Origin of the sequence: Roseateles hydrophilus (assembly GCF_026712245.1) — a bacterium.
GTDB lineage: Bacteria > Pseudomonadota > Gammaproteobacteria > Burkholderiales > Burkholderiaceae_C > Pelomonas > Pelomonas hydrophilus.
Genome location: NZ_JAPPUY010000003.1, coordinates 58,685 through 84,357 on the forward strand (window position 1 = coordinate 58,685; position 25,673 = coordinate 84,357).

Annotated in this window: 20 protein-coding genes and 1 pseudogene; 4 read left to right on the forward strand and 17 right to left on the reverse strand. The window is 61.8% G+C overall.

What is annotated here, in order from left to right:
* Positions 1-57 precede the first annotated feature (57 nt).
* Positions 58-702: pseudogene (locus tag NYO99_RS21390) on the forward strand (MFS transporter); the annotation flags it as partial.
* 42 nt (positions 703-744) lie between these two features.
* On the opposite strand, the gene NYO99_RS11970 reads toward NYO99_RS21390, so the two are convergent.
* The 7 genes from NYO99_RS11970 to NYO99_RS12000 all read right to left on the reverse strand — a co-directional run bounded on the left by NYO99_RS11970 (position 745) and on the right by NYO99_RS12000 (position 6,569).
* The gene (locus NYO99_RS11970; protein ID WP_268167435.1) at positions 745-1,191 is read right to left on the reverse strand and encodes a GNAT family N-acetyltransferase; all 447 of its coding nucleotides are present in this window, start codon (positions 1,189-1,191) and stop codon (positions 745-747) included.
* Between the two features lie 2 nt (positions 1,192-1,193).
* Positions 1,194-1,862 carry a hypothetical protein gene (locus NYO99_RS11975; RefSeq protein WP_268167436.1) on the reverse strand — a complete coding sequence of 223 codons (669 nt, stop codon included), beginning with the start codon at positions 1,860-1,862 and terminating at the stop codon, positions 1,194-1,196.
* Entirely contained in the window at positions 1,859-2,242 is a 384-nt protein-coding gene (locus NYO99_RS11980; protein ID WP_268167437.1) for a hypothetical protein, read from the reverse strand. The genes NYO99_RS11975 and NYO99_RS11980 overlap by 4 nt, the downstream gene beginning before the upstream one ends.
* A gap of 2 nt (positions 2,243-2,244) precedes the next feature.
* On the reverse strand, positions 2,245-3,327 hold the full coding sequence (locus NYO99_RS11985) for a hypothetical protein (RefSeq protein ID WP_268167438.1): 1,083 nt from the start codon (positions 3,325-3,327) through the stop codon (positions 2,245-2,247).
* A gap of 381 nt (positions 3,328-3,708) precedes the next feature.
* Positions 3,709-4,461, reverse strand: a complete 753-nt coding sequence (gene istB / locus NYO99_RS11990) for an IS21-like element helper ATPase IstB (RefSeq protein WP_268167439.1) — start codon at positions 4,459-4,461, stop codon at positions 3,709-3,711.
* Between the two features lie 2 nt (positions 4,462-4,463).
* A complete protein-coding gene (gene istA / locus NYO99_RS11995; RefSeq protein WP_268167440.1) occupies positions 4,464-5,987 on the reverse strand; it encodes an IS21 family transposase in 1,524 nt (507 codons plus the stop codon).
* A gap of 264 nt (positions 5,988-6,251) precedes the next feature.
* The gene (locus NYO99_RS12000; protein ID WP_268167441.1) at positions 6,252-6,569 is read right to left on the reverse strand and encodes a helix-turn-helix domain-containing protein; all 318 of its coding nucleotides are present in this window, start codon (positions 6,567-6,569) and stop codon (positions 6,252-6,254) included.
* Positions 6,570-6,638: 69 nt separating this feature from the next.
* Between NYO99_RS12000 and NYO99_RS12005 the strand changes: the two genes are divergently transcribed.
* Positions 6,639-7,586, forward strand: coding sequence for a hypothetical protein (locus NYO99_RS12005; RefSeq protein WP_268167442.1), 948 nt, complete (start codon positions 6,639-6,641; stop codon positions 7,584-7,586).
* A 1,565-nt stretch (positions 7,587-9,151) separates the two neighbouring features.
* On the opposite strand, the gene NYO99_RS12010 is transcribed toward NYO99_RS12005, so the two are convergent.
* The 10 genes from NYO99_RS12010 to NYO99_RS12050 all read right to left on the reverse strand — a co-directional run bounded on the left by NYO99_RS12010 (position 9,152) and on the right by NYO99_RS12050 (position 23,794).
* A complete protein-coding gene (locus tag NYO99_RS12010; RefSeq protein ID WP_268167443.1) occupies positions 9,152-10,723 on the reverse strand; it encodes a TniQ family protein in 1,572 nt (523 codons plus the stop codon).
* Entirely contained in the window at positions 10,720-11,703 is a 984-nt protein-coding gene (locus tag NYO99_RS12015) for a TniB family NTP-binding protein (protein ID WP_268167444.1), read from the reverse strand. The genes NYO99_RS12010 and NYO99_RS12015 overlap by 4 nt, the downstream gene beginning before the upstream one ends.
* Positions 11,700-13,667, reverse strand: a complete 1,968-nt coding sequence (locus NYO99_RS12020) for an integrase (RefSeq protein ID WP_268167445.1) — start codon at positions 13,665-13,667, stop codon at positions 11,700-11,702. The genes NYO99_RS12015 and NYO99_RS12020 overlap by 4 nt, the downstream gene beginning before the upstream one ends.
* An 11-nt stretch (positions 13,668-13,678) precedes the next feature.
* A complete protein-coding gene (locus tag NYO99_RS12025) occupies positions 13,679-14,356 on the reverse strand; it encodes a hypothetical protein (RefSeq protein ID WP_268167446.1) in 678 nt (225 codons plus the stop codon).
* A gap of 188 nt (positions 14,357-14,544) precedes the next feature.
* Positions 14,545-14,988 (reverse strand): helix-turn-helix transcriptional regulator, encoded by a 444-nt coding sequence (locus tag NYO99_RS21395; protein WP_422395498.1) that lies wholly within the window; start codon positions 14,986-14,988, stop codon positions 14,545-14,547.
* A 1,268-nt stretch (positions 14,989-16,256) separates the two neighbouring features.
* Positions 16,257-17,006 (reverse strand): M48 family metallopeptidase, encoded by a 750-nt coding sequence (locus NYO99_RS12030; protein WP_268167447.1) that lies wholly within the window; start codon positions 17,004-17,006, stop codon positions 16,257-16,259.
* Between the two features lie 2 nt (positions 17,007-17,008).
* The gene (locus tag NYO99_RS12035; protein WP_268167448.1) at positions 17,009-20,323 is read right to left on the reverse strand and encodes a type I restriction endonuclease subunit R; all 3,315 of its coding nucleotides are present in this window, start codon (positions 20,321-20,323) and stop codon (positions 17,009-17,011) included.
* Positions 20,320-21,609, reverse strand: a complete 1,290-nt coding sequence (locus NYO99_RS12040) for a restriction endonuclease subunit S (protein ID WP_268167449.1) — start codon at positions 21,607-21,609, stop codon at positions 20,320-20,322. Before NYO99_RS12040 ends, NYO99_RS12035 begins: the two co-directional genes overlap by 4 nt.
* Before the next feature lie 53 nt (positions 21,610-21,662).
* Positions 21,663-23,177 carry a type I restriction-modification system subunit M gene (locus NYO99_RS12045; RefSeq protein WP_268167450.1) on the reverse strand — a complete coding sequence of 505 codons (1,515 nt, stop codon included), beginning with the start codon at positions 23,175-23,177 and terminating at the stop codon, positions 21,663-21,665.
* Positions 23,178-23,185: 8 nt separating this feature from the next.
* Positions 23,186-23,794, reverse strand: coding sequence for a restriction endonuclease subunit S (locus NYO99_RS12050; protein ID WP_268167451.1), 609 nt, complete (start codon positions 23,792-23,794; stop codon positions 23,186-23,188).
* A 211-nt stretch (positions 23,795-24,005) separates the two neighbouring features.
* Here NYO99_RS12050 and NYO99_RS12055 point away from each other — a divergent pair, with 211 nt between their 5' ends.
* On the forward strand, positions 24,006-24,272 hold the full coding sequence (locus NYO99_RS12055; RefSeq protein WP_479685363.1) for a type II toxin-antitoxin system HigB family toxin: 267 nt from the start codon (positions 24,006-24,008) through the stop codon (positions 24,270-24,272).
* Between the two features lie 31 nt (positions 24,273-24,303).
* Positions 24,304-25,530, forward strand: coding sequence for a transcriptional regulator (locus tag NYO99_RS12060; protein WP_268167453.1), 1,227 nt, complete (start codon positions 24,304-24,306; stop codon positions 25,528-25,530).
* Positions 25,531-25,673 lie beyond the last annotated feature (143 nt).

Sequence of the window (25,673 nt, forward strand, 5' to 3'; positions counted from 1 at the left end):
CAGGATCAGAGGGAAGTCAAATTATGTGAAAGCGCCATAATTTGGGCGCCCGACACTGCCGACTTCGTCTCGCTCGTTCGGCTGTATGGCCGCGATACGCGCGGCGCCATCACCGGCATCACGCTGATCGCTGGCTTCGCGAGAACGGTCGGTTGGCCGTTTTCGGCGGCCCTGGACCATGTGTGGGGCTGGCGCGGCGCATGCTGGGTCTGGGCCGGACTGGACGTGCTCGTGGGCCTGACACTCAATGCATAGCTGCCGCAGGCCAAGCAGCTTGTGGAGCCAATAGAGGCCAGCCGGACGAGCACCGCAGCGCCGCAGTAGAGGGAACCGTCTGTGGCTACTGCCGTGCTGCTGGCCTGGGTGTTCGCCATGACCAGGTTCGTCAGCACCGCCATGACAGCCCACCTGCCCGGTCTGCTGGCAGCCGTCGGCGCGGCGCCGGGCATCGTTGTCGCTATCGATGCCTTGGTGAGACCAGCTCAGGTCGCCGAGCGCTTGCTGGAGTTGGGGTTCCTGCGCCGGCTGCCCCCGCTCTACTCAGCGCGTCTGGCCGCGTTGATGCACCCGCTAGGTGCGGTGCTGCTCGCGGTGCTGGGGGCGCCGGTCACCGCCGTGTTCGCCTTGCTGCACGGCGCGGGCGACGGCATCCTCATCATCGCCAAGGGCACGCTGCCGTTGTCGCTCTTTGGGCCCGCGGGCTAGGGGCACTGATGCGCCGACCACGCCCCTGTCCTTTCGGGGTTAGCTGGCTGAGCGGCGACGCATCTCAGCGGGGTAGTCTTCGAAGCCGAGTGAGCGGTACAGCGAGCGCCCCTCCCGCGTCGCGCCGAGGTTGAATTCGCGAACACCGAGAGCCTCGCACTGGCGCAGAACGGCAGCCACCAGTTCGCGTGCAACGCCCTGTCGACGCCATTCCTCCACCGTGAACACGTTGACGATGCGGGCCATCTGTCCTCTTGGATTGGCGCGCGTTGGCCCCCAGTCCAGCAGCACCGCACCGGCGCCGCCGACAACCACCTCGCCCTGCACAGCGAAGCACCCGATGTAATGGCCCGAAGCAATGCGCGGCGACACCCAGTCCGCATATGCAGGGCGTCGATCAGCATCGTCGACGCGGTAGCAACCGTGGGCCGCAACCTGCGCGGCATCGCCGACCAGGGCAGGCCTGATAGTCCAAGAGACCGCCATCACTAGCCGCCTGCGGCGGCCTTCTTGCCGGCCTTCTTGGCCGCCGAGATCCGCGCTGATTTGTCCTGCGGCTTGTGGTACAGGCTCACGCCCATGGTTCGGACTTTGAAATTCGTCCCCGAGCTCGCGTACTTGTGGTCCGAGTAGAACGCCAACCGATTGCGGGTGCAGTCCACGCAGGCGTGCCCTTGGGAAACCAGCTTGTCGCGCCATGTGTCGAGCTTGCCGCGCGCGTCAGGCGTCTCGATCAGGTAGAAGATCAAGCCTCCCTGGTTGTGCGAGAAGTTCCCCGACGCGGGGACGTATCGCGTGGTGAGCTGAAGGAAGCCCTCATGGAAGTTGCCATCCTTCTTGGCCTCGCCGACCCATGAGAACTGCCCCATCTTCACGGAGAGGTCGACGTGTCCACCCGTCTTGCCGTCCGCAACGGCGTCGTAGCCCATGATGCTGAGCCCACCAAGGACTTCAGAACTCAAGCGGTCCTCGCTGTCGCTTTGCCGGACCTCAGGGCCAGCCTGCATTCGGTAGATCAGCTGGTCGATGTCGTCGTATAGCTGTTCCACGAACTCTTCGTAGGAGCCTTCCTCGCTGATCTTGACGCGACGCAGCGTGGCTTGGATGGCTTTCCTCGACGAGTACCGCTCAAAATCCTTCAGAGAAATCTGGGTCATGAGGCGGCCTTCTGCTGAAGACCAGCACCTGGCGTGAAGCAGACCAGGATTTCGGATTCGTCGATGGGCTCGCCGTACTCAGGGTGGACCACTCCTTCGCCCTTTGAGTAGTGCTCGACCTCTTCTGCCGGCAGCTCAAAGTAGCCGCCGTTGAACTCGTACATCAGGCAGGTTCTGAGCACCCGGAGCTTCGGATTCGACAGGTACAGAAGCGCTTGGGCGACCACCGCGTGGTCTGCCACTTCAGCAAACTTCTGAAGATCGTCAAAGGTGTAGTGATCGAGGTGGGACTCCTTCTCCGACAAGGCTTGCCAGAGATGCAGGCACGCGTCCCTGACGCTGGGCTCGCAAGCCCAGTCGTCGTGGATGATGCCGGTCACGTTCACTTTTTCCTTCGCGGCAGCCGACGCAAGACTTGGTCGGCGATGAAGTCGTAGTCTGCGCCGTCAAGGCAGCCCAGGAATTCTGCAGTGGTGACAGCGCGTAGCTTGCCCGAATAGATCGCCCTCACGCTGCCTTTCAGCTCGAGGTACAGGTCACCCTTTGACGGCTTGGCCGGCCAGGTGATGCCGATGGTGTACGGGTCCACCTTGTCGACATGCTGCTTGCCGCCAACATGGAAGCTGTCTTTGCGGAAATCCTGCGTCTTGGTGCGGTGGATCTGGCCGTGATTGTTCGACGATGACGCTTTGCTAGTGGCCACAAAGCCCAGCGCCGTTACTCGGCCGCACGCGGCATCCTGGTACATCGGGTTGATCGCCGGATGAAGATTCATGAGGCCAACACCGACGGCGCCCTGACCGATGAACTTGGTGGTGGCGCGGTTGAACTCGTTCATCACCCGGACAAAAGCGGGCGAGTTCTTGTCTTCGGTCATGCCCGGCTGGAAATCGACACGCAGCTCGACGAGGTCGTTCGCCGTGTCGACGACCACCGTGTCGAAACACGGCACGAGGCGGGTCCGTACACCGATGACCTCTTCGTACTCTTCAAAGAGCCTGGCCTGCGCCGCACTCATGCGCGTGATATCGAGCGGCTCACGCATCGTGTAGGCCCGCGTACTGAAGAACTGAAGGTACAGCTTGCCGCCTTGAAATTCTGCGGCGAGCAGCTTGGGTTCGGCGTTCTTGTACGGCTCGAGGTCTGCCTTGCGCGTCGGCGCTTCCAGGATGTTGAACGGGCGCCGTCGCACGACGCCTTTCAAATCTTCGACCGCCCGATTGCGCGCCCAGTCCAACACCAAGGCCTTGGCATCCTCGTTTTGCTCGCGCAGATCGAAGAAGCTGACATGCTTATTGCCGACGTAGGTGTGCCACCTGGCGACAACGGAAAGGGACTTGTACGCGCTTGCCCAGATGGCGTCGCTGTAGGAGTCTCCACGGGCCTGCGCGATAGTCTCGCGCCACCCGCGGCTGGTGTGGATGCCCGTGGCCGAAATGATCGGCTTCGCGGTCGACCACAGCATCCGAGTCTCCAGCAACTCCAAGATGGCAACGACTTGTTCCCGGGTAGCGCCAGCTCCCGGGTTCGACGGCAATGCACTCATGTTCCTCCCTGAAGGTTTTTTATTGAGTGTTTGCGCGGATGGTAGCGGACATGCCGAAGTGCGTCATTCCACCGCCGGCTGGCGTGATGTCGCGGGCTCTCTGGCGCTGAAACGATGTTCTTGCAGGTGCTGCACGCCGCAGGAACTGACGAACAACGACAGGTTCGGCAACTTGATCGACCGAGCAACCACGCGCGCAAATCCGGTAGCCAGCCATGTTCAACGCCGGGCAATATGGGAGACGAACGGCGAGGCGCCAATGTCCGGGGCCCGCCCGGGCATTGGCCAACCGCATCAACGCTACGGTGTATCCGAATCCAGCTTCGCCCGCAGCTTGCGCATCGACTCGCCCTTCAAGTTCAGCCGATGAGACGTGTGCACGAACCGGTCCAGCGTGGCGTCGGCCACGGTCTGGTCCGGGAACAGCCCGTGCCATTTGTCAACCGGGTACTGGCTCGTGATCAACAGCGAACCGCGGTGCTGGCGGCTGTCGATGACGTCCAGCAGCAGCTGAGCAGCAGTGGTCGACATATCGCCGATGCCGAAATCGTCCAAGATCAGCAAGTTCGGCTTCGTGAGCGCCAGTTTCAGCCTGGGCAGCGTCCCGTCGTGTTGGGCATCGGCGATCTGGTCGTAGAGCTCGCTGAGCCTGTAGAACTGCACCGTCAGGCCTTGCCTGCAGGCCTGGTTGCCCATCGCGCATCCGATCCAGGTCTTGCCAACGCCGGTCGGGCCGACGATGAGTAGGCCCTGGTGCTTGGTGATCCAGGTGCAGGTGGCAAGCGATGCCACCTGCGACTTGTCCAGGCCGCGGCCAGCACGGTCGTCGAGGTCTTCCAGCGCCGCGCTTTCGCGAAGGTTGGCCTGTCGGATGAGCCTGCTGAGCTTGCGGTTGCGTCGGTCAGACTCCTCGGACTCCAGCAGCAGCGCCAGCCTGTCGTCGAAACCCAGCTCATGGAGCTTGGGCTGCTGGAGCTGCGTCTCGTAGGCCCTGGCCATTGAGGACAGCTTGAGCGCGCGCATCTGCGCGGTGTTTTGCGTCGTGACACCCATGCTTAGCCCCCGTAGTACTCAGCGCCGCGCAGGTTCTCGTGCGGCGGGCGGGATTTCGTGCCGTCCTGCGGGGCTTGGCCAGCGCGGCGGTCGGTGGAGTCACTGAAGATGGACTTCAGGGCACGCAGAGTGCGGATGTTCAGGCGCAACGCGTAGGCGCAGACCTCCTCGAAGCGCTGGTTCCCATAGGCGCGGGCCAGGTCGCGCAGCGCGCGTGCCGTCCGCAGGCCATTGAACTCGTCGGACCGCTGCTCCAGGTGGTATCGCATCATCTCGCGCGTTTGGGCCCCAACGGTTTCGGCCCAGGCCAGCAGCGCCTTGGGTTCGCCTTCCAGCACGCGGACATGCGAGATCGGCCGGTGCTCATCGGACGTGATGGTTTGCCCCGTGCTCGCCGCGAGCGCATGAACCGCGACGCGACGGCCGCGGGTGAACAGCTCGATCAGGCTTCGGGTGGCCCGCACGTCGACACGCTGGTGAGCCAGCTGAAAAGGCACCGAGTAGTAGGAGCCGAGATGCTCAACGTGGTAGTCGGCGCCGACCTTCACCTCGTAGCGCCATTCGCAGACCTCGTAGGGCGTGGCGGGCAGCGCCATCAGTGCGGCACGCTCACCATCCTCGAAGCGCTGGCGCCGGTTGCCGGCGCGGTTGCGAAAGGGACGGCCGTTCATCTCCTCGCACAGGCGACGGATCTCGGCATTGAGTTCGGCCAGGCTGAAGAAGACCCGGTCGCGCAGCCTGAACAGAATCCAGCGCTGGGCGATCTGGACCCCGACCTCCGCCTTGCCTTTGTCGCGCGGGCGGCGCGGCCGCGCCGGTGCCGCCGCGGTGCGGAAGTGCCGGAGCGCGTCGGCATAGGCCGGGTTGATCACGATCTTGTCGCGCTCCCGGCGCACCACACCTGCCTTGAGGTTGTCGCACACGACCCAGCGCGGCGCGCCACCGATCGCCTCGAAGCAATTGATGTGGCACTGGATCCAGTCGGGCGTGGTCTGGCTGGCGACGGCCTCAACGTAGGTCAGGTTCGAGTAGCCCAGGACGGCGACGAACACCTGGGCGAACAGTGATGGACCACCGTCCGGATCACGCACCTCCACGGTCTGGCCAGCGAAGTCCACGAACAGCTTGTCCGCCGGCGCGTGGGTCTGGCGCATTACGACGTTCAACGTCCTTTTCCACTCCCTGTACAGCGTACTGAACTGGGTGTAGCCGATGCCGTCGGGGCAGGTTTCTCGCCACTCACGCCACAGCGTTTCTAGTGTGGCGGAGGGACGCTTCATCTCCTCGTGGACCCACTGCCAATCCGGGGCCGGCTTGCGCACAGCGATGGAACGGTCGTGGGTGCCGAGCGCGGTCACCCATGCGTCGTCGTCGAGGTCCCGCAGATCGCTCTCGGTGTAGCCTGAGGCGGCCAGCCGCGCACGTAGGTCACCGACCGTGGTTCCGGTGGAGTTGACCGCCGCGGCGATGGAGCGGCTGGAACGGGAAGGGTCATGGAAGTGCAGGCGCACAATCTCGCGCTGCATGTGGATAGGGAGTCGCATAGATACTTTGAATGCGACCTGTGAGCGCAGGCCAGATGGGTGAACGTCCCCAGCACACCGCGTGGCTTGACGCCACTGATGTCGCGACCGATACTCATACCAACAGATCGCCATCTGGTTGGCTTCGGCCGACTGCTCAAGCCCGGGTTGCACCCCGGGCTTTTGCATTTCTGGGGCGAGAGTTATCGCTGGGTCTGGGATCTCCTGATCAAGGTTGAGGGCCGGGTCATACCCGGGACTGGGTGACTACGCTGCCGAAAGAAGGGGGACGGCGCCGTGTTCGGCGCCCTGAGCAGCACCATCGGCGGCGGTGGACGCGACAGGGCCGAGCTGAGGGGCTGCCGGGATGCCACTGGACGCTCCAGCGGCGCCGACACCAGCAAGTGCGCCTGGATGACCGATTCGCGCTGTGAGCCACTGCTCGACGTGTTCGCGCATGAACAACCGCCGCCGGCCAACCCTGAACGAAGGCGGCATCGCCTGCCCCGCGGAGATCCGGTTGCGTGCGCTTTCCTCTGTGATGTGAAGCAACTTGGCGACATCACTGATCGTCATCGTGTCCATGCATGTACCTGCCTGGCGCCATGCTATGGGGGCCATTCAGCGGAAACTACTGGCAAATTTGGACACTTGATGCCGCTGTACCTCGAAGACTTGCCGCCGGGCGTCTATTCCCGTCCGATGGTGGCGGTGCTCACGATGATCGCGCTTGACGTCGAAGACAAGCCGATCAACCCGGCGACTGCTGCAGAGCTGATTCGCCACTTCGTCGCGTTGATGCTTCCGCCCGAACATCACGGGCTGCTGACCCTGCAAGGGCAGCCAACCTGGGACAAGGTGGAGCTCATCCAGCACGAGCTAGCTATCGCGGCGCACAAGCATCGACTTGAAGAGCTTGTGCAGGCCTATGCGGTCGTGGACTTGCTGTATCACCACTCCACGCGGCCTCCCCGCGAGAAGCGGCCGGCTGAAACTGTGGAGGTGGCGTCATTCCTTCGGATGGTGGGCTACGCCAGGCTCAGGCCAGTGCCGCGAGGCGTGATCGTGAACGGTCGCGAGGTTGACCTGTTGAAATTCTGCAAGTACTGCTGGAGACCGGCGGCCAGCGCAGCTCTCGTCTGCAGGTTCCATTCAGTCCAGAAGCGTGGCGACGCAGTTGCAGCCGCTCAGTACAAACAGGCACAACGACTTCAAAGATCATTCGAAGCGCTGGTCAATCGGCTTGGGACCGATGCGGAACTGGCCTTCCATGACTCCGAGTTCACGTCGCCGGTGTTCTTCCCGGAATCAGGTGCGAACGAGTGGTTGACGTTGCATCGCCCGAAACTGCATCAGGAACTCGTGAAGGCAGGGCTGGCGCAGTGGACATTGGCTCAACTCTGCGGGTACCTCTACGACGACGACGCTGTTGCCCAGCAGTTGCTCGGCCGGACTCAGATACTCACTCCCGTGACGCTTCGGGCCGAAGCCTGGGTGTCCGCGATGCTTGCCAAGCCGAAGTGGGGCGGTGCGCGGACGCTGAGCGAATCGCTTCTGGCTGGCGGATCGGAGTCCGGTGGACCCGAAGATCCGACTGTCTAGGGGCCGCGCTGCGCGCGGCGATGAAGCCGAAACGACAACCACGCTGATCAAGTTGTCAGCGTTGCCGAACATCGACGACAGGCTCGCTGGACTTCCTGATGAAGAGGGCTGAAATACGCAACGAGAGAAGTTCTGCAGATCGACACGAGCCACCGCCATCTCGCGTCGAGCGGCACCTTGACGGACCGTCGAGGCAAGCAGGCCGCGACGAATGAGGTGATACGCCACTTCTTGCTTCACGCCTAAGGCATTGGCGGCTTGCGGAACGCTCAACTCATCTTGGCTGAGGGCACATGTCCAAGCCTTGACTTCGTCTCGACACACGTACCAAGAGGCGAGCGATATGACTTCACTAGCAGCTACAGGCACACGCCAACACCGCAACGTCCCAACAAGAAGTGACTGCATCAACGCGGCCGTCTGGTCCACCCGCACCAGCCTGCTGAGGGCTTGGGACAAGACAGCCGTATCTGGCGGGCGGTCAAACCGAGAATCAGGCATATCCGCAAGCAACCGCTGGCAGCTCGCCTCGGTCATCGGCGCAAGGAGTCCTTCGCGCTCGAGCACCGACACGCGCTTTGCGGATATGCCAAGGCGCCGACCAGCGGCTTTGCGACTCAAGACGCTTGCCAAAGCCTCCTTAATCTCCCTCGATTGGTCACCGACAACCACCCGGCGCACCCGTCCTCCTAACGTGACCCTGATCGCGACAGCACCCTCAACCATCTGGTCCAACGCCTTGGCAAGCCGACTTGGTGCCACGCCCACCGAGGTCGCAAGTTGTGCCACCGTGGCCATGGCACTATCGGTACGTGCAACGTTTCGACCGACGATTGGATTTGGCGTACTTGCGGATTGGTCGACGAACCGCGCCAGAGCTGACAGCAGTCGATGGCGCCAAACAAGGTCCGGCAGCGCCTCAATCCGTCGCTTCAAGGACGGGAATGCTTCATTCAGAAGCTGCACGGTTCCCAAGGATGAAGGGGCAACGCGTATGCGATCAAGGAGATCGGCCATGCCTGCTTCGGCGTTATTGAGCGTTTCAAGTCCGGCTACTGTGCGAGTTGCGATCGAAGCAACGTCAACTCGACTCGCCTTCTTGCCAGGCTTACCGTCCAGACCGTGCAGACTCAGTGAGCCCACGAAATCCAAGACCTCCTGAGGCAATGGATCTATGCCCGACGCAAGGCGCAATGGGAGCGGGGTCTGGGGCAAGAGCCGAAGGTCGCGACCACATCTGCAGTGCTCGTATCTCACGGACGACCAGCGCAGGTCCTGCAGGCACTTATCGCACCGGTCAGCGAGCCAAAGCTGATGCACTGCGCAGGAGAAGCAGTCCGGAGCGAGCCATTCGCTTTTCCAGATCCCGATCTCTCTCAAACAGGCCGCGCACAATCGGGCGCGGGAATGGAGGCCGCTTGCCGCCGCTTTGCGAGTCCACCTTGGGTTCAGCCCGTTCCAGGCGGCTTCCCGCAACCAAAAGCCTTGTGCACTCTCCCCTGGCGCCGGCGTCACGCGGACGAGCAGTCCCGGACGGGGGCTCGACCAGCAACTGGCGTCTTGGTTCAGAGCAGGCATGGGGCCTCCTCGAAAAGTGACGCCTGCTCGACAAGTGCAGGCTTGAACCGGCGTGTCCAGCTGGACCGCCTCGCATGCGCAAGCGCGGCAAGGGACTCCGTGGGCAGCAAGAACGACGACCACCCGGGTCGACTCAGGTCACGTGCTAACGCCACCCGCCCCCCAAGCACTGCCTTCAGCAGGTCGACAAACGCTCCCTGACCGCCCGCCGCCTTGACGCATTGCTCGCTGAACAGCGGCATCGCGCCTGCGTCGTGGCGCTCTGCAGGCTTCGCGGCATTTTCGAAGGCCAACTGTGTCGCGGTAACGTTGGGACGCATCAGATGGCGCACATCCCCCAGGATGATGGGATTCAGCAGTCCCCCACGACGCAAAGCGAAGTAGGCTGACCAGTCGATCGAGACTTCCGAAATGAACTGCTCAACGGGCACCAGACGGTTCAGTTCTCGGCTAAGGCGATCGACTTCCGTGCGGGACAGGAAAACAAACGGCTTGCGGCCGAGCTGACGTGTGATCACGTCTTTGATCACACCGCGCCTGACCCAGGCACTAAGCGCTGGCTCGGCGATCCCAAGCCGCTCCAAGGCTTCGTTACGGCTGTAGTACGACTGCTTCTCCTCGCGAAAAACGAGCGCACCGGGCTTGGTTGGAATCTCCAGAGCCGGGTCTGCTGCAACGGCGGCTTCATGCAGACTCCTCAATGGAAGCAATGACAGCAGCGATTTAGTCTTGGCCTCCTCCTCGATCGTGTGAGCGATGACACGCTCCGCAGCAAGCAGGTAGGTCTTGGATGTGATCTGTCGGAAGGTTCGGGCGATCCCATCCACTGAGGGATCGACACACAGGCCCAACGCCCTAACGACCTCCCCGACGTCTTCGATCAGGCACACCTTGCGGCGCTTTGCCACCTGCCTTCTGTGGACCGTCGCCATGCCGGTCAGCAGCCGCCACAGCAACATGGCGCAGGCAAGCTGCTGGGCGAGGGCCTGATTTCCACTCGGATCCGTCGACTCAGTGGCTTTGCGCTCAAAGCTGCCCCACGTCGCCCTGACGACTTCATGACCGGCCAACGGGCAGTGCGCTCCAGCAAGCAACTTTTCAGTCGTCGCCTCCGCCAGCCGCATCCGCCCAGGATCGCTATAGCTTCCGGTCACTGCCGGCTCGACCAAGTCATCCTTCAACCAACAGCCATGAAGCGTGCAAACGGACAGTGCCGTAATGCGCCATCTTGCACAAATGATGCGCTGCTCGCTGATGCACATCGGGCAGTAGCGGATGCGACCAGCTCGATCCGATACAGACCACGCCGGTGGCAGGTGACCGCCATAGCGGGGGATACCGTCGGCGCGCAAGACGCGCTCGTTGGGCTCTGTGGACGGCTCTTCGCGCCAATGCCCCGCGCTGGCCGTCGCAGGCAGTGCCCCACGGATCTGGTCAAGATGGTTTTTCCACGGCTGCCTTACCCCGTGCCGCCGAACCAGGTCAGCGAGGTAGGTCTCTGACCACTCATCAGGCCCCAGTTGCCTGCGCACGAGAGGCTGAACTTGAGCCACATTCATGAGGACCTCCCTCCACGCTTGCCGTAAGGTTCACCAAGCCCTGTTAGCGGCGCCTTGTTAAAGCGTCGGGAGAACGGATTTCGGTTCGGCTCAGCACCAGGAAAGACGACCTCGGCAAAGGCTTGCTCCAGAACGGCGTTGTTGATCTCCAGGCTGTCTTTACCTTCAGCGATTTCCACCGACCGAACTAGCAGTCGTCGGATGCCACGCAGGCGACCGCCGGACGCGTAAACCATCGACGTGGCGACCTTTTTTCCGGTCAGGTCAATGGCCTGCATGCCGTCGAGCAGCTTCATAAAGCCATTCATGACGGCAAGACAGTCCTTCTGCCGAGCAGGCTCCATGGAAAGAGGCTCCAAGGTGATCCGCTCGCCGAACCGGTCGGAGATCTGCTCGTTCAGCCAGACGAAATCCGCAAGAGACGGCGTGCCGGCCAGGACCATCGGGCAGCGCCCCCTACCCAGCAACTCCTTGAGACCGTCGGCCATCGAGTAGTGGGTCTTCTGCGCACCACGATCGGCCAAGTGGTTGCATTCGTCGAGCAGGATCAGTCGGACCTTGCAGGCCCGAAGAAGCGTCAGCAACTGCTCCAGCTTGTCCGCTTCGTTGCCTGCCTTTGCGTAGGGAGACCCCAGCGCCGTCAAGAGCCCAGCGTAGAGTGCGCTTTTGGTGCAGGAACTGGGCACGCGAAAGTAGAGTACCGGCACCTCCGTGAAGTCGTCATGATGAATCGGCGGATGCTTGTCCCGGAAGTATTCCAAAAGCGTGGTCTTGCCCGCACCGGTCTCGCCAAGCAAGACGAGGCACTCGGGCTCTTCGCCGTCGCACTCGTACTTCAGCAGGTCTCCAAGGCGCCTGAGCACCTTCTTGACCTGAGGGAAGTGACCGAAGCTGCGACGAATGCGGCGTCTGACTGTTGCGCAGAGTGCCTTCCTGTCAAGGACAGCAGCGACATCGGTTGGCTCGAGTTTGGCGCTCACGACACGACCTCCATCTCGACCTCGTCGAACTCGGTCCCATCGTCGGGTGCCGTCACGAGCTCGTTGTCTGCCTCTTCGGCCATCGGAGCGACAGGCACGGGCTCAGGCGCGATCCCTCGCGACTTGTCCGACGTGTGTTGCCCCAGTCGGCCGCTCTTGCGGCGGTTCTTGAGCTGGGTGGCTTCGGCAGCCTCCTTCTCCAACTTGCGAATGGTCTCGCTGCCACGACCCGCAACAACACCGAGGTCGCGCCGTGGCGCAGACTCAGCCTCCTTGACCGCCTGCGCCTGGTCCAAGGACAGGCCCTTCAGGTCCTCCCGGTTGTTCGGCACCGTGATGAACGCTTGGCTGATCGAATTCCAGACGAAGATGTGACCAACGTTCCAGCGCGGCCATTTCACGTGCACCTTGGCGCCCATCGGAAGCGCCTTCCGAAGGTCCTGCAGCGCCGCGCAGTTGTACTTGTAGGTGTTGATTTCGATGCCGTAGTGATGAATCGGCTTCTCCTCGACGTCGGCGAACTCGTAGTCGACCTCCTGCGGACTCATCTTCAGCTGCGGCGGATAAATCAACACATCGCTGTTCCAAACCTCCAACGGTGTCTTGCCAGCAAGACCACGGTGCGGACGCTGGTGGTAGACGTTGCAGATCCAGACATGAATGATCCGATCAAGCTCGTCCAACGTGAGCACGGCCTCATCCTCGCTCTTGAAGCCCACTCGGTGGTGCACTTTCGCTAGCGTCGTGCCCTTCAGCGTGTGAATGAGTCCGTAATTCAGTGTGCGCAAAAAGCGCTCGATATGAGGCTTGTCGTTCGGACTCTTCGAGGCCGCGAACTCTACGGCGATTCCCAGGCTCAGCAAAGCGTCAGCGATGGCATCGGCGTGGAACTCACGACCGTTGTCCATCACGATGCGCTCGAACCATCCGTGCATCGGCCAGGACAGATTGAGGTCGCCATAGCGCTCGGCGAGATAGTCTTTGGGCAGCAACGCATGACGCAGGGCGGCAAAAACCGTCGGAACACCATGGCCGGCCAGGCTCAAGCAGTAACCGAGGCAAGCGCGGCTCTTGCGGCAGAGAACCACCGTCAGCGTCGGCCGGCCGATCACCTGGCGGTCTTCACCGACCACCAACAGGTCGACGGGCGTATGGTCGATCTCGACCATCTCCAGGATGCGCCCGACACGGCGGGCTGCGCCACGGACAGAGAAGCGGCGCAACGCCTCTTCCATGCCAACGCGGGCCACCAGCAAGTCGTAGAGGCCTTCACTGGCAATGCGCCGCTGGATGGTGCGCAACGACGGTGCGGTCAGTTGCTCGGACTGGCTCCTCTCCTTGTTGAGAAGATCAATGCGCAGCTTTACGGCCTCCTGCACCTCTTGAGGCGAAAAGGCGTGGCGAGCGAGCACGAGTTCATCGATGACCTCGTCAACCTTCTGGTCGACTTCGGGACCCAGCCTCGAAACACCGCGCCCGCCGCGCTCGTCGGTGCAAGAGAACAGGGCACGCACATCGCGCTGTGCCTTCTCATACTTCCTCCGCCAACGATAGACGGTGGAGACATGTGGCGGAAAGGGATCTTTCCGGTCCCTGGCGATGTCCCGCAGCAGAACCTCAATGTCTTCTCGGGACATGCTGAAGCCGTTGGCGTTGTCAACGCGAATCAGGATATCCAGCCTGCGTCGAGTCTCCGCCTTTGCCCGCGCCGACATACCATCCATCCGGGCCGGTGGTCGCTTGCGCTTCAGATCAGGTGCTTGCTGGGCGCGCTGCTCCGAGGCCGTCGCGACACGCCCTTCCGTGTACATCTGGACTAGCTGATAGGCGGTGTAAATCTGCCGCAAGCCGCTGGCTGACGACTCCAGCATCGTCTCGCCTGCGTGGTCGGCTCGGACAACGGTGTATTCCGCAGCGTCGATGAAGATTCGCTGATCCTTCCGAAGATAGAAGCTTGAGCTCATGCCTCTCCTCCTTAGGCATTGGATCGCGCAAGGACTTCATCCGGGTCACGGCGCATAACCCGATCGAGCAGGGCGTCACACTCCTTCTGAGCGTCCCGCCAGCGCCGAAGCTGGTGTCCTGTCGGTTGGACTGTTCCCGAGGGGTCCCACTGGGTCGGGTCAAGACCACGACGACGGGGATTGCAAGCCGGGCGCTCGCGAAGCAGCAGCTTCAATTCGACTTGCAGCCCGGAAGGCCGAGCATCGCTTTCGAGCAAGAGCAGGAAGGGAATCCCAAGTGTCTTCAGCCGCCGCGCGTTTCTTGCCAGAGTCGTTCGTGCCGACTCAACGGTTAGCCAGTGGTCGCCCTTTGCTTCCATAAGCGCTACGGAACCCTGCAGGGTAACCTCAGCGTCAGGCGTGTAGTCATGTCGATAGCCGTTATCCGACAGATCGACAACGTACGGTTGGGTGACAAAACGACTTACTGAAGCCGCGACTTCCAGTACTCGTAACACATCATCCTCGACGAGAGATTCGAATCGCGGGAACGATGACTTGGAGAAGGCCTGCTTGTATGAAGGCTGAAAGCCGCGCGCCCGCCTCCCGCGTGGCGTGACGACCGGCCGCGGTTTTCGGGTCGAAATCAGTGAGCGGAGAAGAGCTTCGACCGCGCTTGCGGTCTGGTTTGGTTGCTGCGCAACAGTCATCATGGACTCCTGAGTGTTCATCGTTGAGCGCGGTTCGCGCTCAGTAGGGACGAGCAACTCCAACCGCATACATCGTGCGGTCTTGACGCCAGGTGTCCGGGCTCTAATACTTAGTGTTGAGACGTCTGGGGTTTGCCCTGGACTTACCCGGCGAGTTGCTCTTGAAGAGGACTCGCCGTTTTTCTTTGCTAGGTCATGTCGACCTCCTCCCCGTAAGCAGGCACGGGAGGCTCGCGCAACAGAGCGCTGTGCTCCTCCTGTGTACGGATGGCGCGTTGAACGCGCCGCAGCAGACCTTCTCGCTCTGCGTCTGTCATTTGGTTGGCAGCAAGCAAAACCGCAGAGACCAGCGGCTCTGCGCTTCTCAGAAGCCCTCGCCCCACCTCGGCCACGAGACGATCGTGTTCGACGGCTACCGCCATTGCCGTGAGGTCGACGTCTGTAAGTTCTAGGCCACGTTTGAGCGCATCTCGAAGAGCTGGCCCCGGATTTGACCGACGACCGCGCTCCAAAGCGCAGAGCGTCGTTTGAAGTACACCCGTCCTCTCAGACAGCGCCTGCTGGCTGAGACCGAGGCGGCCCCTCGCTTGAACTAAAAACAACGGCAGTTGCCGCAAATTCTGAGCACACATAGCGATCAAGACTAGCTACGTTCGGTGCGCAGACAAACAGACCTTCAAGTCGACTCGGCGAGAGTCCGCTTGATTGAAGGCTGGCAAGGTCGAAGAATTGCGTCAGTTTTTCGTTCGAAGCGCATTTCACATAGAGAGGCGGCGGGTTGCATTCCCTCGTAGAAGCTCCACCTTTTGTATAGCTTTACAAACCTGAAAGGAAAAAGCTGATCATGGCAAGTCGTCGCAGTCTCGCACCAGATTCGTGCTCGCTTGCGGCACTCGGCCCGCTTAAGTCGAGCGATCCCGTTGAGGCGTTTGGATCAGTCGAACTCGCGAGGCGCGGGGGCTGCGATCACCGACTGCTAAGAGAACTGATCGAGCTGGGTCTAGTAAACAAAGCCGCCGGCAAGGGATCAGCGGCGAGGTACTTTCCCAGCCACGCGAAGCAGCTCGACGCAGTACTGCGCGCAATGAGAGAGCAAGGTCTATCAAAGCCAGAGCTGCGTTCGATCGTGGACATCGACACCCCGCGCCGACTTAGACGTCAGGCTTATGCGGTTGAGCGGCTTGTTGGACCGAACAACAGCAGAGAGCGCGTTGAGGAGGTGGACTTGGACCTTGGCTTGCTCATTTTGAGACGAGGCTCGATGCCGAATCACATGAAGTCGAGCGCAATGAAGGTCGTGTCTTTTATTGCGCAGACTCTTCGAGCCGAGGCCGATCGCGTGGAGTTCCGTCGACAGACTCTGGTGCGAGCAATGAAGTCGCAGTAGCTGCAAGGATCCATGCTTCCAATAGCTCGTTGACGAGGTCTAGGAGCCGTTGGGGCGGATCCGCCTAGGGAAGGTACGTATTCCAACCAAGTTGTCACCGATTTTCGATTCATTGCAGCCGGCCGCGCGAACCTGTCGCGGTCGCAGTCGCGGTCGCCGATGCTCGTGTCCATCAACGACTGAACTGACCCCCTGAACTTCAGACGGCAATTGGACGGCTTGGCCTGACCTTGGAACTTGACGTCTTTGCCAGCTAAGTCTTGACGCGGCCGGGGGTCAACATGACTTTGCTGGGCGCTTACGTGCGTTCGTCGCAGGCGCCGCCCGCCCGCCGCCGTGGACAACTCTGCATCGGGGGCTACTCGATGAGCAAGTCCAGGCATCCTAGGCACGGCTCAGCGGATCAATATGACTTGCCAGGACGCTTACTGGCAATCGTCTACCGGCGCGCGTGTGACTGGCTGCCTTGCCTAGACGAGGGCCTCATCCTGAGCGCCGACCCCAGGCTGAAGCTCACCGACGCAGGAAAATCTCTGCCTGTTCATCAAGCCGGAGTTTGATCCGCTCCCAATCGGGAAGATGTCGCGCCAACGCTTGGTAGAAGGCACGGCTGTGGTTGTGATGTCTTAGATGGCAGAGCTCATGCAGCAACACGTAGTCGATCGCCTCGCGCGGTGCGGCCACCAGCCAAGGGTTGAGGGTCAGTCGACCTGATGGGGAGCAGCTACCCCATTGTCGGGTCATGAACTGCAAGCGAACTGATGGCAGCTGGCGAACCCACCGCAACGGCTCGGAGACGACCTTGAGGCGTGTCGCGAAGACCTCGCGAGCCCGTTCGCGATACCAAGCATCGATACTCGCGCGTATCTGATCGACGTCGTGGCGAGGCACATTCACCACCACAAACGCACCACGCAACTTTGCCTCGGCGGCGCTCGCTGGTTCAACCACGACCTTGAGTCGATAGCGCTTGCCTAGGTAGTGGATGGACTCTCCGCTCACGTACTCGCGCGGCAGCACATGCGCGATCCGCGCCCTGGCAGCGGCGACATGCTGACTGATCCAGCGCGAGCGCTTACGCACCGCGGCCAGCACATCGGCCAGCGGGGTTGACGGAGGCGCGTCGACCTGCACGCGGCCATCTGGCTCAACGTGGATCGCTACCCGCGGAACAACGCGTGTGGTTTGCCGCCGCAACGTGAAAGCAATCTGCTCATCACCGTACGCCACTCGGTGCTGACCATCGAAACCCAACGTCTCCATGGTCAAGCCTTGCTGAGGCCGATGCGGGTGATCTGGATGACCTGTTCCACCACCTGCTTGGCGTTGTCCAGCCCCAGGCTGCCAAAGAGCCGTGGCAGCAGCCCCTTGCGAATCGCTGCCTCGATGTTCTGGGGGTTGAGTGAGTTCTCAGCGACTGCATCCTTGACCACGGTGTCGATGGCCAGGGACTGCTGCACCAAGCGCTCAAGGGCCTGGGATTCCAGAGCGGCAAAGCTGTCTTCACCCAGCACCAAGCGAATGGCACCAAAGTAGGCCTTGGCATGTGAGTTGGCTGCCAGCTCATCCGGCGTACCGGGCGTCGCCCGTGATGCCACTTTTTCCTCGAACGACTTGAACAAGGCGTACTGTTTCAGCGGGTGGTCGAACATTGCCTCCGCCTCGGCAATCGCCTGGCGCAGCAACTCACCGAACACCTTCTGTGCGTACGGATCCTCAGCGAGTTCTTGCTCGATGGTCTTCCGCAGCCGCGTCCGGATCATGTCCGTCTCATTGCGGGTCTTCTCTTCCGACCAGTCTTCGGGCTTCTCGGCCTGGCCCAACTGGTGCACCAGGTAGACGCCCTCGGGGTCGCGCACCTCGGTACCGATGACCTGCTTGTCGACCAGCTTGCGGATCTGCTCTTCGTAGACGCTGTAGTCCACCGTCTCCATGGCATCTCGGCGAGCCGTTTGGCGCAGTTCGGTGAAGAAGCGCAGGTCGCTCTTGTAGCGAGTGATCAGTTCCTCTGAGAAGCTCTTGTCTTCGAAGAAGCTCCGCGAAGACAGGGCCGTCTGAAGGCACAGGCCAAAGGCGGTGAGCGCGTCATAGAAATCGTCGCGCAGCTTCTGCCGCTCGTCGTACTCGGTGCCGTCCGTGTCTTTAACAAAGCGAGGGGCGAGCACCTGTCGGTACTGCTCGCGGTCCAGCTTGTTGGTGACCGACTTGAAGAAGGACCACAGCTGCTCGTGAAGCGCCGGCAGGCGCTTGTACTCGGTGCTGAACTGGTGGTACAGCCCTTCGAGGTCCTGAACATCGAACCCACCTTGCGTCCGCGACTCCAAGTCTTGATAGGCACGAATGGCGGTGTCCAGCTCCTTCAGGATGCCGCGGTAGTCCACCAGCACGCCATAGCGCTTTGCGTCGTGCAGGCGGTTCACCCGCGCGACGGCCTGGATCAGGTTGTGGCCCTTCAGCGGCTTGTCGATGTACAGCACCGTGTTGCGGGGTTCATCAAAGCCCGTCAGCAGCTTGTCCACGACGATCAGCAGGTCTGGCGCTCCGTCAGTGCCAAAGTCACCGATCACCTGCTTCTCGTAGGCTTCAGGGTCGTTGCCGCAGGTGGCCATGGCCTGCTTCCACCACTTTTGGACTTCGGGCAGCGTGTCCTCGTCGACTTCCGAGTTGCCCTCGCGGGTGTCGGGGGCCGAGATCACGATCGCGCTTGTCACCAGTCCCGTCTCGTCCAACGCCTTCTTGTAGCGGATCGCATCCAGCTTGCTGTCGGTTGCGACCTGACCTTTCAGACCCAGGTCCAGCTTCTTGATGTTCTCGTTGAAGTGGGTCGCGATGTCCCAGGCGATCAGTTCGATGCGGTTGGCGGCGCCATAGATCGCGCCTTTCTTTGCGAACTTGCGCTTCAGATCGCTGCGCTGGGCGTCGCTGAGGTTGCTGGTGATCTTGTCGAACCAGCGGTTGACAGCCTCTTCGTTGATGTCCAGTTCCGGCACGCGCTCTTCATAGAGCAGCGGCGCAACGGTTTCGTCCTCCACCGCGCGTTGCATGGTGTACGCGTGCACGATGGGGCCGAACTTGTTGGAGGTCTTCTCGTCCTTGAGCAGCGGTGTTCCCGTGAAGGCGATGTAAGCCGCCTTCGGCAATGCCTTCTTCATCCGCTCATGGGTTTCGCCGCCATGGCTTCGGTGTCCTTCGTCGACCAGCACGATCATGTCCGCCGAGTCATTGCGGCACTCGGGCAACTTGGACGCCGTGTTGAACTTGTGGACGAGCGTGAAAGTGATCCGCTCGGTCCCCTTGCCGATGCGCTGGGCCAGGTCACGACCGGACAGGGTGCGGCTGCGCTCACCATCCTTTTGCGTGGCGATGCTCGACCCGAAGGCCCCGCCCGTCATGAAATTGCGCGAGAGCTGGGTTTCAAGATCCACGCGATCGGTGACCACCACGATGCGGCATTCCTTGAGGCTTTCGACCAGCAGCAGGGCCTTGGTCAAGAACACCATGGTGAAGCTCTTGCCAGAGCCCGTGGTGTGCCAGACAACGCCTCCCTCGCGGCCGCCACCCTGCGAATCAGGCTTCTTCTGGCTGATGCGCGACAGCAGTGCGCGGATACCGAAGAACTGCTGGTAGCGCGCGATGATCTTGCCGACCTTGCGGTCGAAGAGCACGTAGCCGCGCAGGAACTCCAACAGGCGGGACGGCGTCAGCAGACTCACCAGCAACCGATCCTGCTCAGTGGCCTGCATCGGCGCGCTCCAGAGCGTGTCGAAGTAGGTGGCAAGCGATGCGGGCTTGCCCTCGAACAACGCGGTGCCGACGTCCGGGCGCAATGGCGCGTTCTTGACGGCCTGCAGGTGAGCGTCGTCGAACTCCTCCTCACGCCACTTGGCCCAGAACTTGGCAGCGGTGTGGGTGGTGCCGTAGCGCCCCTCGGTCTGGCTGATGGACAGCAGCAGTTGGGCGTACGCGAAGAGGTTGGGGATCTCGTCTGGGCGTTGGTTGCGCAGTTGCTGGCTGATGCCCTCCTGCACCATCGCTTTGGAGGGGTGGCTGCCGCCGCCCGACTCCGGGCGCTTGGCCTCGATCACCACCAGCGGGATACCGTTCACGTAGGCCACCACGTCTGGCTTTCGGTGGTGCGTGCCCTGCGCAGACAACACCTCCAGCTCCTCGGTCACGTCCCAGCGGTTCGAAGAAGGATCGCCCCAGTCGATCACCGCAATGGTGGGCTGGTGCTTCTTGCCATCCGGCATGAACTCGGTGACGGTGATGCCCAGAGCCAGCTTGCCGTACAGGCGCTCGTTGGCCGGCATGAGCCCTTCGGCCAGGCTGAGCGCCGACAGCTCCCGCACGATCTGCTCGATGCCGCTGCTAGACAGCGGATACCACTGTCCCTTGTACTCGTAGCGCCGAGTCTGCAGCACCTCGACCAAGCGCGACCTCAGGATGACCTCGCGCGTGCTGCCGCGCAGCGCCAGCGCCTGGGCTGTGGTCAGAAAGTTCCAACTCAGGTTGCACAGCAGGTGCAAGGCCGGCAAGTGCGCGGCGTATTGCTCCTTCGAGTTGGGCGCGACGGCGGTCATGGCGTGGTCTCGGCGGCAGGCAGACGGACTCGGCGCTTGCCGGTAAGCAGGTCAGCCATCAGCGCAGCCTTCTCCTGCTTGAGCCGCTCGATCTGCGCCGCGATGAGTTCCACTTCACGCCTCGCGGTGTCCAGCACCTCGACGATGCGCAGTTGGACGGGCAGCGGCGGAATGTTGAACGGCCACTTCAGCCAGCGCTCGGTCTTGAAGATCATCTTCTCGACATGCACGCCGATGCTCGAGTGGAAGCAGGTCTGCTGGAAGTAGCGCGACTCTGACAGGTAGCGCAGGAAGCGCAGGTCGATCTGCCCGTCGCTGTTCAGCACCGCATATTCATTGGAGACGACTGCGCCGTCCAACTCGGCGGGCACGATGCCGCAAGCACCGTGCACGATCTGCCGCTTGGAAATCAGAAAGTCGCCGGCGCGGACGAAAAACTGCGTCGGCGTCTTGATCTCGCTGCCGCTCAGGATCTCGCGCAACTCGACGCCACCACGCGAACGCTTCACCGTCACGAGACGATAGGCTTCGTTCGGGCTCAGCGAGACAGGCCTACGTACTTCGACCAGATGACGGCTGAGCGAGATTCGCGTCCATCCCTCGGGCGCTGGCGGCAGCGTCGGAATGCCCGGCTGAACCGAAGCTGGGTAGCCGCCGTTGTCCGTGCCACCGTCCGCACTCGGGTTGGCAGGCGGCAAATGCAGCGTCATGGCAAGTAACGCTTGCCACTGCAGGGTACGGTTTGCAAGGAGATCCTTCATCCGCTTGATCGCGTCATCCCAAGTCGACAAAGCCTCCGCCAGTCGTCGCTGCTCAGGCAGCCGAGGAAGCATGATCGGAAAACTACAAACGTCATCTCGCGTGATGTTTGGGTCTTTTCGGCTGCTGGCCGCATAGCTCCGCCAGAGACCGACATGCCTATTGAGCCAATGCAAGACGTACATCGGGTCCGCTTGCTCACGATCCAACTCAATCGCAGAAATCGCCTGGTTGACAGCGCCCTCCACCGTCAGCACGCCAGTCCGGCCGATCTGCTTGAATCCGCCATACATTGCCACCAACACGGTTCCGGCGGGAAAGAGGCGGCACGGTGATTCGGCCAAGGCTGCGTCGGTGATCAATTCATCCGTGGTGACCACAACGTCATTGGTTAGGTCCATTGTCTTTACCCAGGGCCAACGCCCACCGACGAAGAACCGTTCATGCTGGGCTCGTTCGGGCGTACCGCCAGACTTGATCTTCCCGATCTGAGCCAACGTGGTCTCACGCCATCCATCAGGGAGCATCGGAGTTCCCCATCACAAAACGACGGCGAACGGCTTTCGCGAAAGGCAGGCCGTCACACATAGCCGAGCTCCTTCAAGTAGGCGTCCATCTGCAGCTCTAGCCGTACCAGCTCGGCTTTGAGCTGCTCGCGTTCGCGACGCACCTCCATAAGGTCGATCGTCGCCTCCTCCTCGAAGGTATCGACATAGCGCGGGATGTTGAGGTTGAAGTCGTTCTCGGCGATCTCGGCGGGCGTGGCTAGGTACGCATATCGCGCCACCGGCTGCCGTGCTGCGACAGCGTCCAGGATGCGCTGCAGATCGGCCTCTCGCAGCACGTTCTGGTTCTTCCCGGCTTCGAAGTCGCGGCTGGCATCGATGAACAGCACCTTCTCGTCGGCTTTGTTCTTGCGGAACACCAGCACGGCGGCGGGGATGCCCGTTCCGTAGAAGAGCTTCTCTGGCAGGCCGATCACCACATCCAGCAGGTTCTCTTCGATCAGCTTCTGGCGGATGCGCCCCTCGGCTGCGCCACGGAACAGCACGCCGTGCGGCACCACAACAGCCATGCGGCCGGTGCCGGGCTTCATGGTCTCGATCATGTGCAGGATGAAGGCGTAGTCGCCCTTCGTGCGTGGTGGCACGCCGCGGCGGAAACGGCTGAACTTGTCGGCGTCGGCGCCTTCGAAGCCCCACTTCTCCAGGCTGAAGGGCGGGTTGGCAACGACGATGTCGAAGTGCTTCAGGCTCGCCGCGCCATCCAACAGCTTCGGGTTGCGGATGGTGTCGCCCCACTCGATGCGGTGGTTGTCCTCGCCATGCAGGAACATGTTCATCTTGGCAAGGGCCCAGGTACTCCCGATTGCTTCCTGGCCATAGAGCGCGTACTTACGCGAGCCCGTGCTTTCGCGGACCAAGCGGCCGCACTTCATCAGCAGTGAGCCGGAGCCGCAGGTCGGATCGCAGATCTCGTCGCCCTCTTTCGGCGCCATCAATCGGGCCATCAGCGTCGAGACCTCGGGCGGGGTATAGAACTCACCGGCCTTCTTGCCGCTGGTGGAGGCGAAGTTCTTGATCAGGAACTCGTAGGCATTGCCGATCACGTCGAGCTGACCGACGCGGCTAGGGCGCAGATCCAGTTCGGGCTTGGCAAAGTCCTCCAGCAGGTGGCGGAGGATGTCGTTCTTCTGCTGCTCGTCACCCAGCTTGTTGGAGTTGAAGCTGATGTCCTGGAACACATCGCGCAGCTTGGTGATGTTGGCCTCTTCGATCGCGTGCAGGGCCTTGTCGATGCGCTCACCATTGCCAGGGCTGTGCCGCTGGTTGTGCAGGGCGTAGAAGCTCGCGTCCGAAGGCAGCACAAATCGTTCGCTCTTGAGCATCTCCGCGATCAGTTCTGGGTGATCACCGTATTGCTGCTTGTAGCCGTCATAGTGGTCTTGCCAGACGTCCGAGACGTACTTCAAGAACAGCATCGTCAACACGAAGTCTTTGTAGATGCTGGGGTCGACGGTGCCGCGGAAGGTGTCGCAGGCGTTCCAGACAGCGGCGTTGATGTCGTCTTGGCTGACGTTCGTGATTTCAGTCATCTGTGCTCTCAGGTGAGATTCGTGGGTTGCCCGCTCGCCAGGGCCGAGGCGAGCGCTTCGAGCTGAAGCTCGCGGTTTTGGATCAGGGCCGTCAGAACGGCGCGCTCACGCGCAACTGCGGCAGCCAAATCTGTGACGACCCGTTGCGTCGCAAGCGATGGCAGCGGGATCTCGAGGGCCTCGAGCGCTTGCCGGGTCACGCTGAGTTGCAGCGATCCAGAGGCCGCCTGCAGGAGCTGACGTTGCACCGGGCCCTGCCCAACGACCCAGGCAAGGAACTCCGGCATCAGCAGCTCGCGAGCCTTGACCGTCAGGTGGAACAGGTGAGGCCCGCAGACTGCAGGCGCCGGGGGCGGATCAACGCACACAGCGAAGTACCGACTGCCCCTCGACACGAAAAGTAGGTCGCCATCGCTCAGCCAGTCCGGCTCCTTGCGCCCCACCAGTTCCGTACGGACCGCCGACGACCAGTCGACACCCCCGCCAGGCAGGATGTCCTTCATCTGGACAACGGCGACCGCGCCCTCAGGAACCGCCTCAACCGCGCCTCGAAAGGGGTGTCCGGCACGGATGTGCGCCAGATCGCCCAGCCTTGTTTTTAGTGCGGCATCGTTCATGTTGCAGATCTTAGCGTGATAGTGCTAGGATGCCAACATCGATTTCGTGCGCAGCATTCGTGATGACGCACCAAAAGCGATTCCTAGAGCAACACAAGGAGGCAATCAACGTGGGAAAGGGAACTATTGACACTTCCCCAATTGGGAAGTCACAATTCAACCATGCCGGGGGGCCAAAGCGAGGCCTATGCAACTAGTCAACATACCCATCTTGGAGCAGCTGAAGGCGGCCCATGCAGACGCTCGGGGAGCGCTGGATGCCTGGCGCAAGGAAGTGGAGGGCGCGACTTGGACTTCCCCGCAGGACATCAAGGACCGCTACGCCTCAGCAAGTTTTTTGGGTGGCAACCGAGTCATCTTCAACATCAAGGGCAACAGCTACCGGCTGGTTGTCAAAGTCCGTTTTCAGAACGGCATCGTCATGATCGAGTGGGGCGGCACACACGCCGAGTACGACAAGAAGAACTTCGGCCAGTGAGCCCCAAGACCCTCGACACCAGGAGAAGAACATGAGCACGCAGATTCGAGTACTGAAGACGGACGGCGATCACGCCGTTGCCGTTGCTCGGCTGTCTGAGCTGATGGACATGGACCCCGCAGCGGGGACCACCGAAGAGGCTGAGCTGGAGTTGCTGGCTCTGCTCATCCAGTCGTACGAACAGACCAAGTTCCCCCCTACGCCGCCGGACCCGATCGACGCCATCCTGTTCCGCATGGATCAGCAGCGGCTGGCACACAAGGACCTCGTGCCCTACATCGGCTCAATGTCCAAGGTCTCCGAGGTACTGAGCCGCAAGCGCCCGCTGAGCTTGGCGATGATCCGCCGTCTGCACGCAGGCCTGGGCATCCCGGCTGACGTGCTGATCGGCGAAGGGCAAGAGCTGTCGGTTGATTCGACGGTGGACTACACGAAGTTCCCGTTGGCCGAGATGCAGGAACGTGGCCTGTTCGGGCCGAACAAGCGGCCGCTGCAGTCCCTGAAGGAATACGCAGAAGAACTGGTGACGGGCTTCTTTCGATGCGCGTCAGGCCTGGGCGGACAGCCGGTCATGATGCGTGCGACGCTCCATCAAACGGGAGCCCGCACCATGGACGAGTACGCGTTCAAGGTTTGGCAAGCCTGCGTGCTGCGAAAGGCACGCGCCATGGCTCTCAAAGGCACGTATCAGCACGGCGTCATCACGTCAGAGTGGATCCGCAACCTGACTCGGCTGTCGACCTTCGAGTCTGGCCCGCTGCTGGCTCAGGAGTACCTCTCCAACCACGGCATCGCGTTGGTCTTTGAGCGGCACTTCGACAAGACCTACCTCGACGGGGCAGCGATGCTGGACGGCGAAGCACCGATTGTTGCGCTGACGCTTCGGCACGACCGTATCGACAACTTCTGGTTCGCCCTGCTGCACGAACTCATCCACGTCCAGCGGCATTTGACTGCGTCGGATCCGTGCTTTGCGGACAACCTGGACGACAAGACCCGAACCAGCGATCAAGAGCTGGAGGCCGATCGGGAGGCCGGAGAAGCCTTGATTCCCGAGGCCGCTTGGGTCAACGCCCCAGTCAGGATCAGCCACTCGACCGAGGACGCGGTCGACCTGGCGCGGCAACTGCAGATTCACCCGGCCATCATCGCCGGGAGAGTTCGCAAGGAGACGGAGAACTGGCGCCTGCTGTCAAACCTGATCAGCTCTGCTGGCAAGGTCTCCGACTTGTTAAACAACCAACTGGCCTGCCAGTGAGAAAGGAGGCGCAACAAATGCTGCCGTACAAATAGGAAAGGGCAAGCTTGAGAGCTTGCCCTTAGGGGTGAATCTGACGCGAACGCCCGACTCGGTTTGGCGATTGAGAGTGTGTTTGCGTCGAAGCCCCTAGTCAAGGCTCC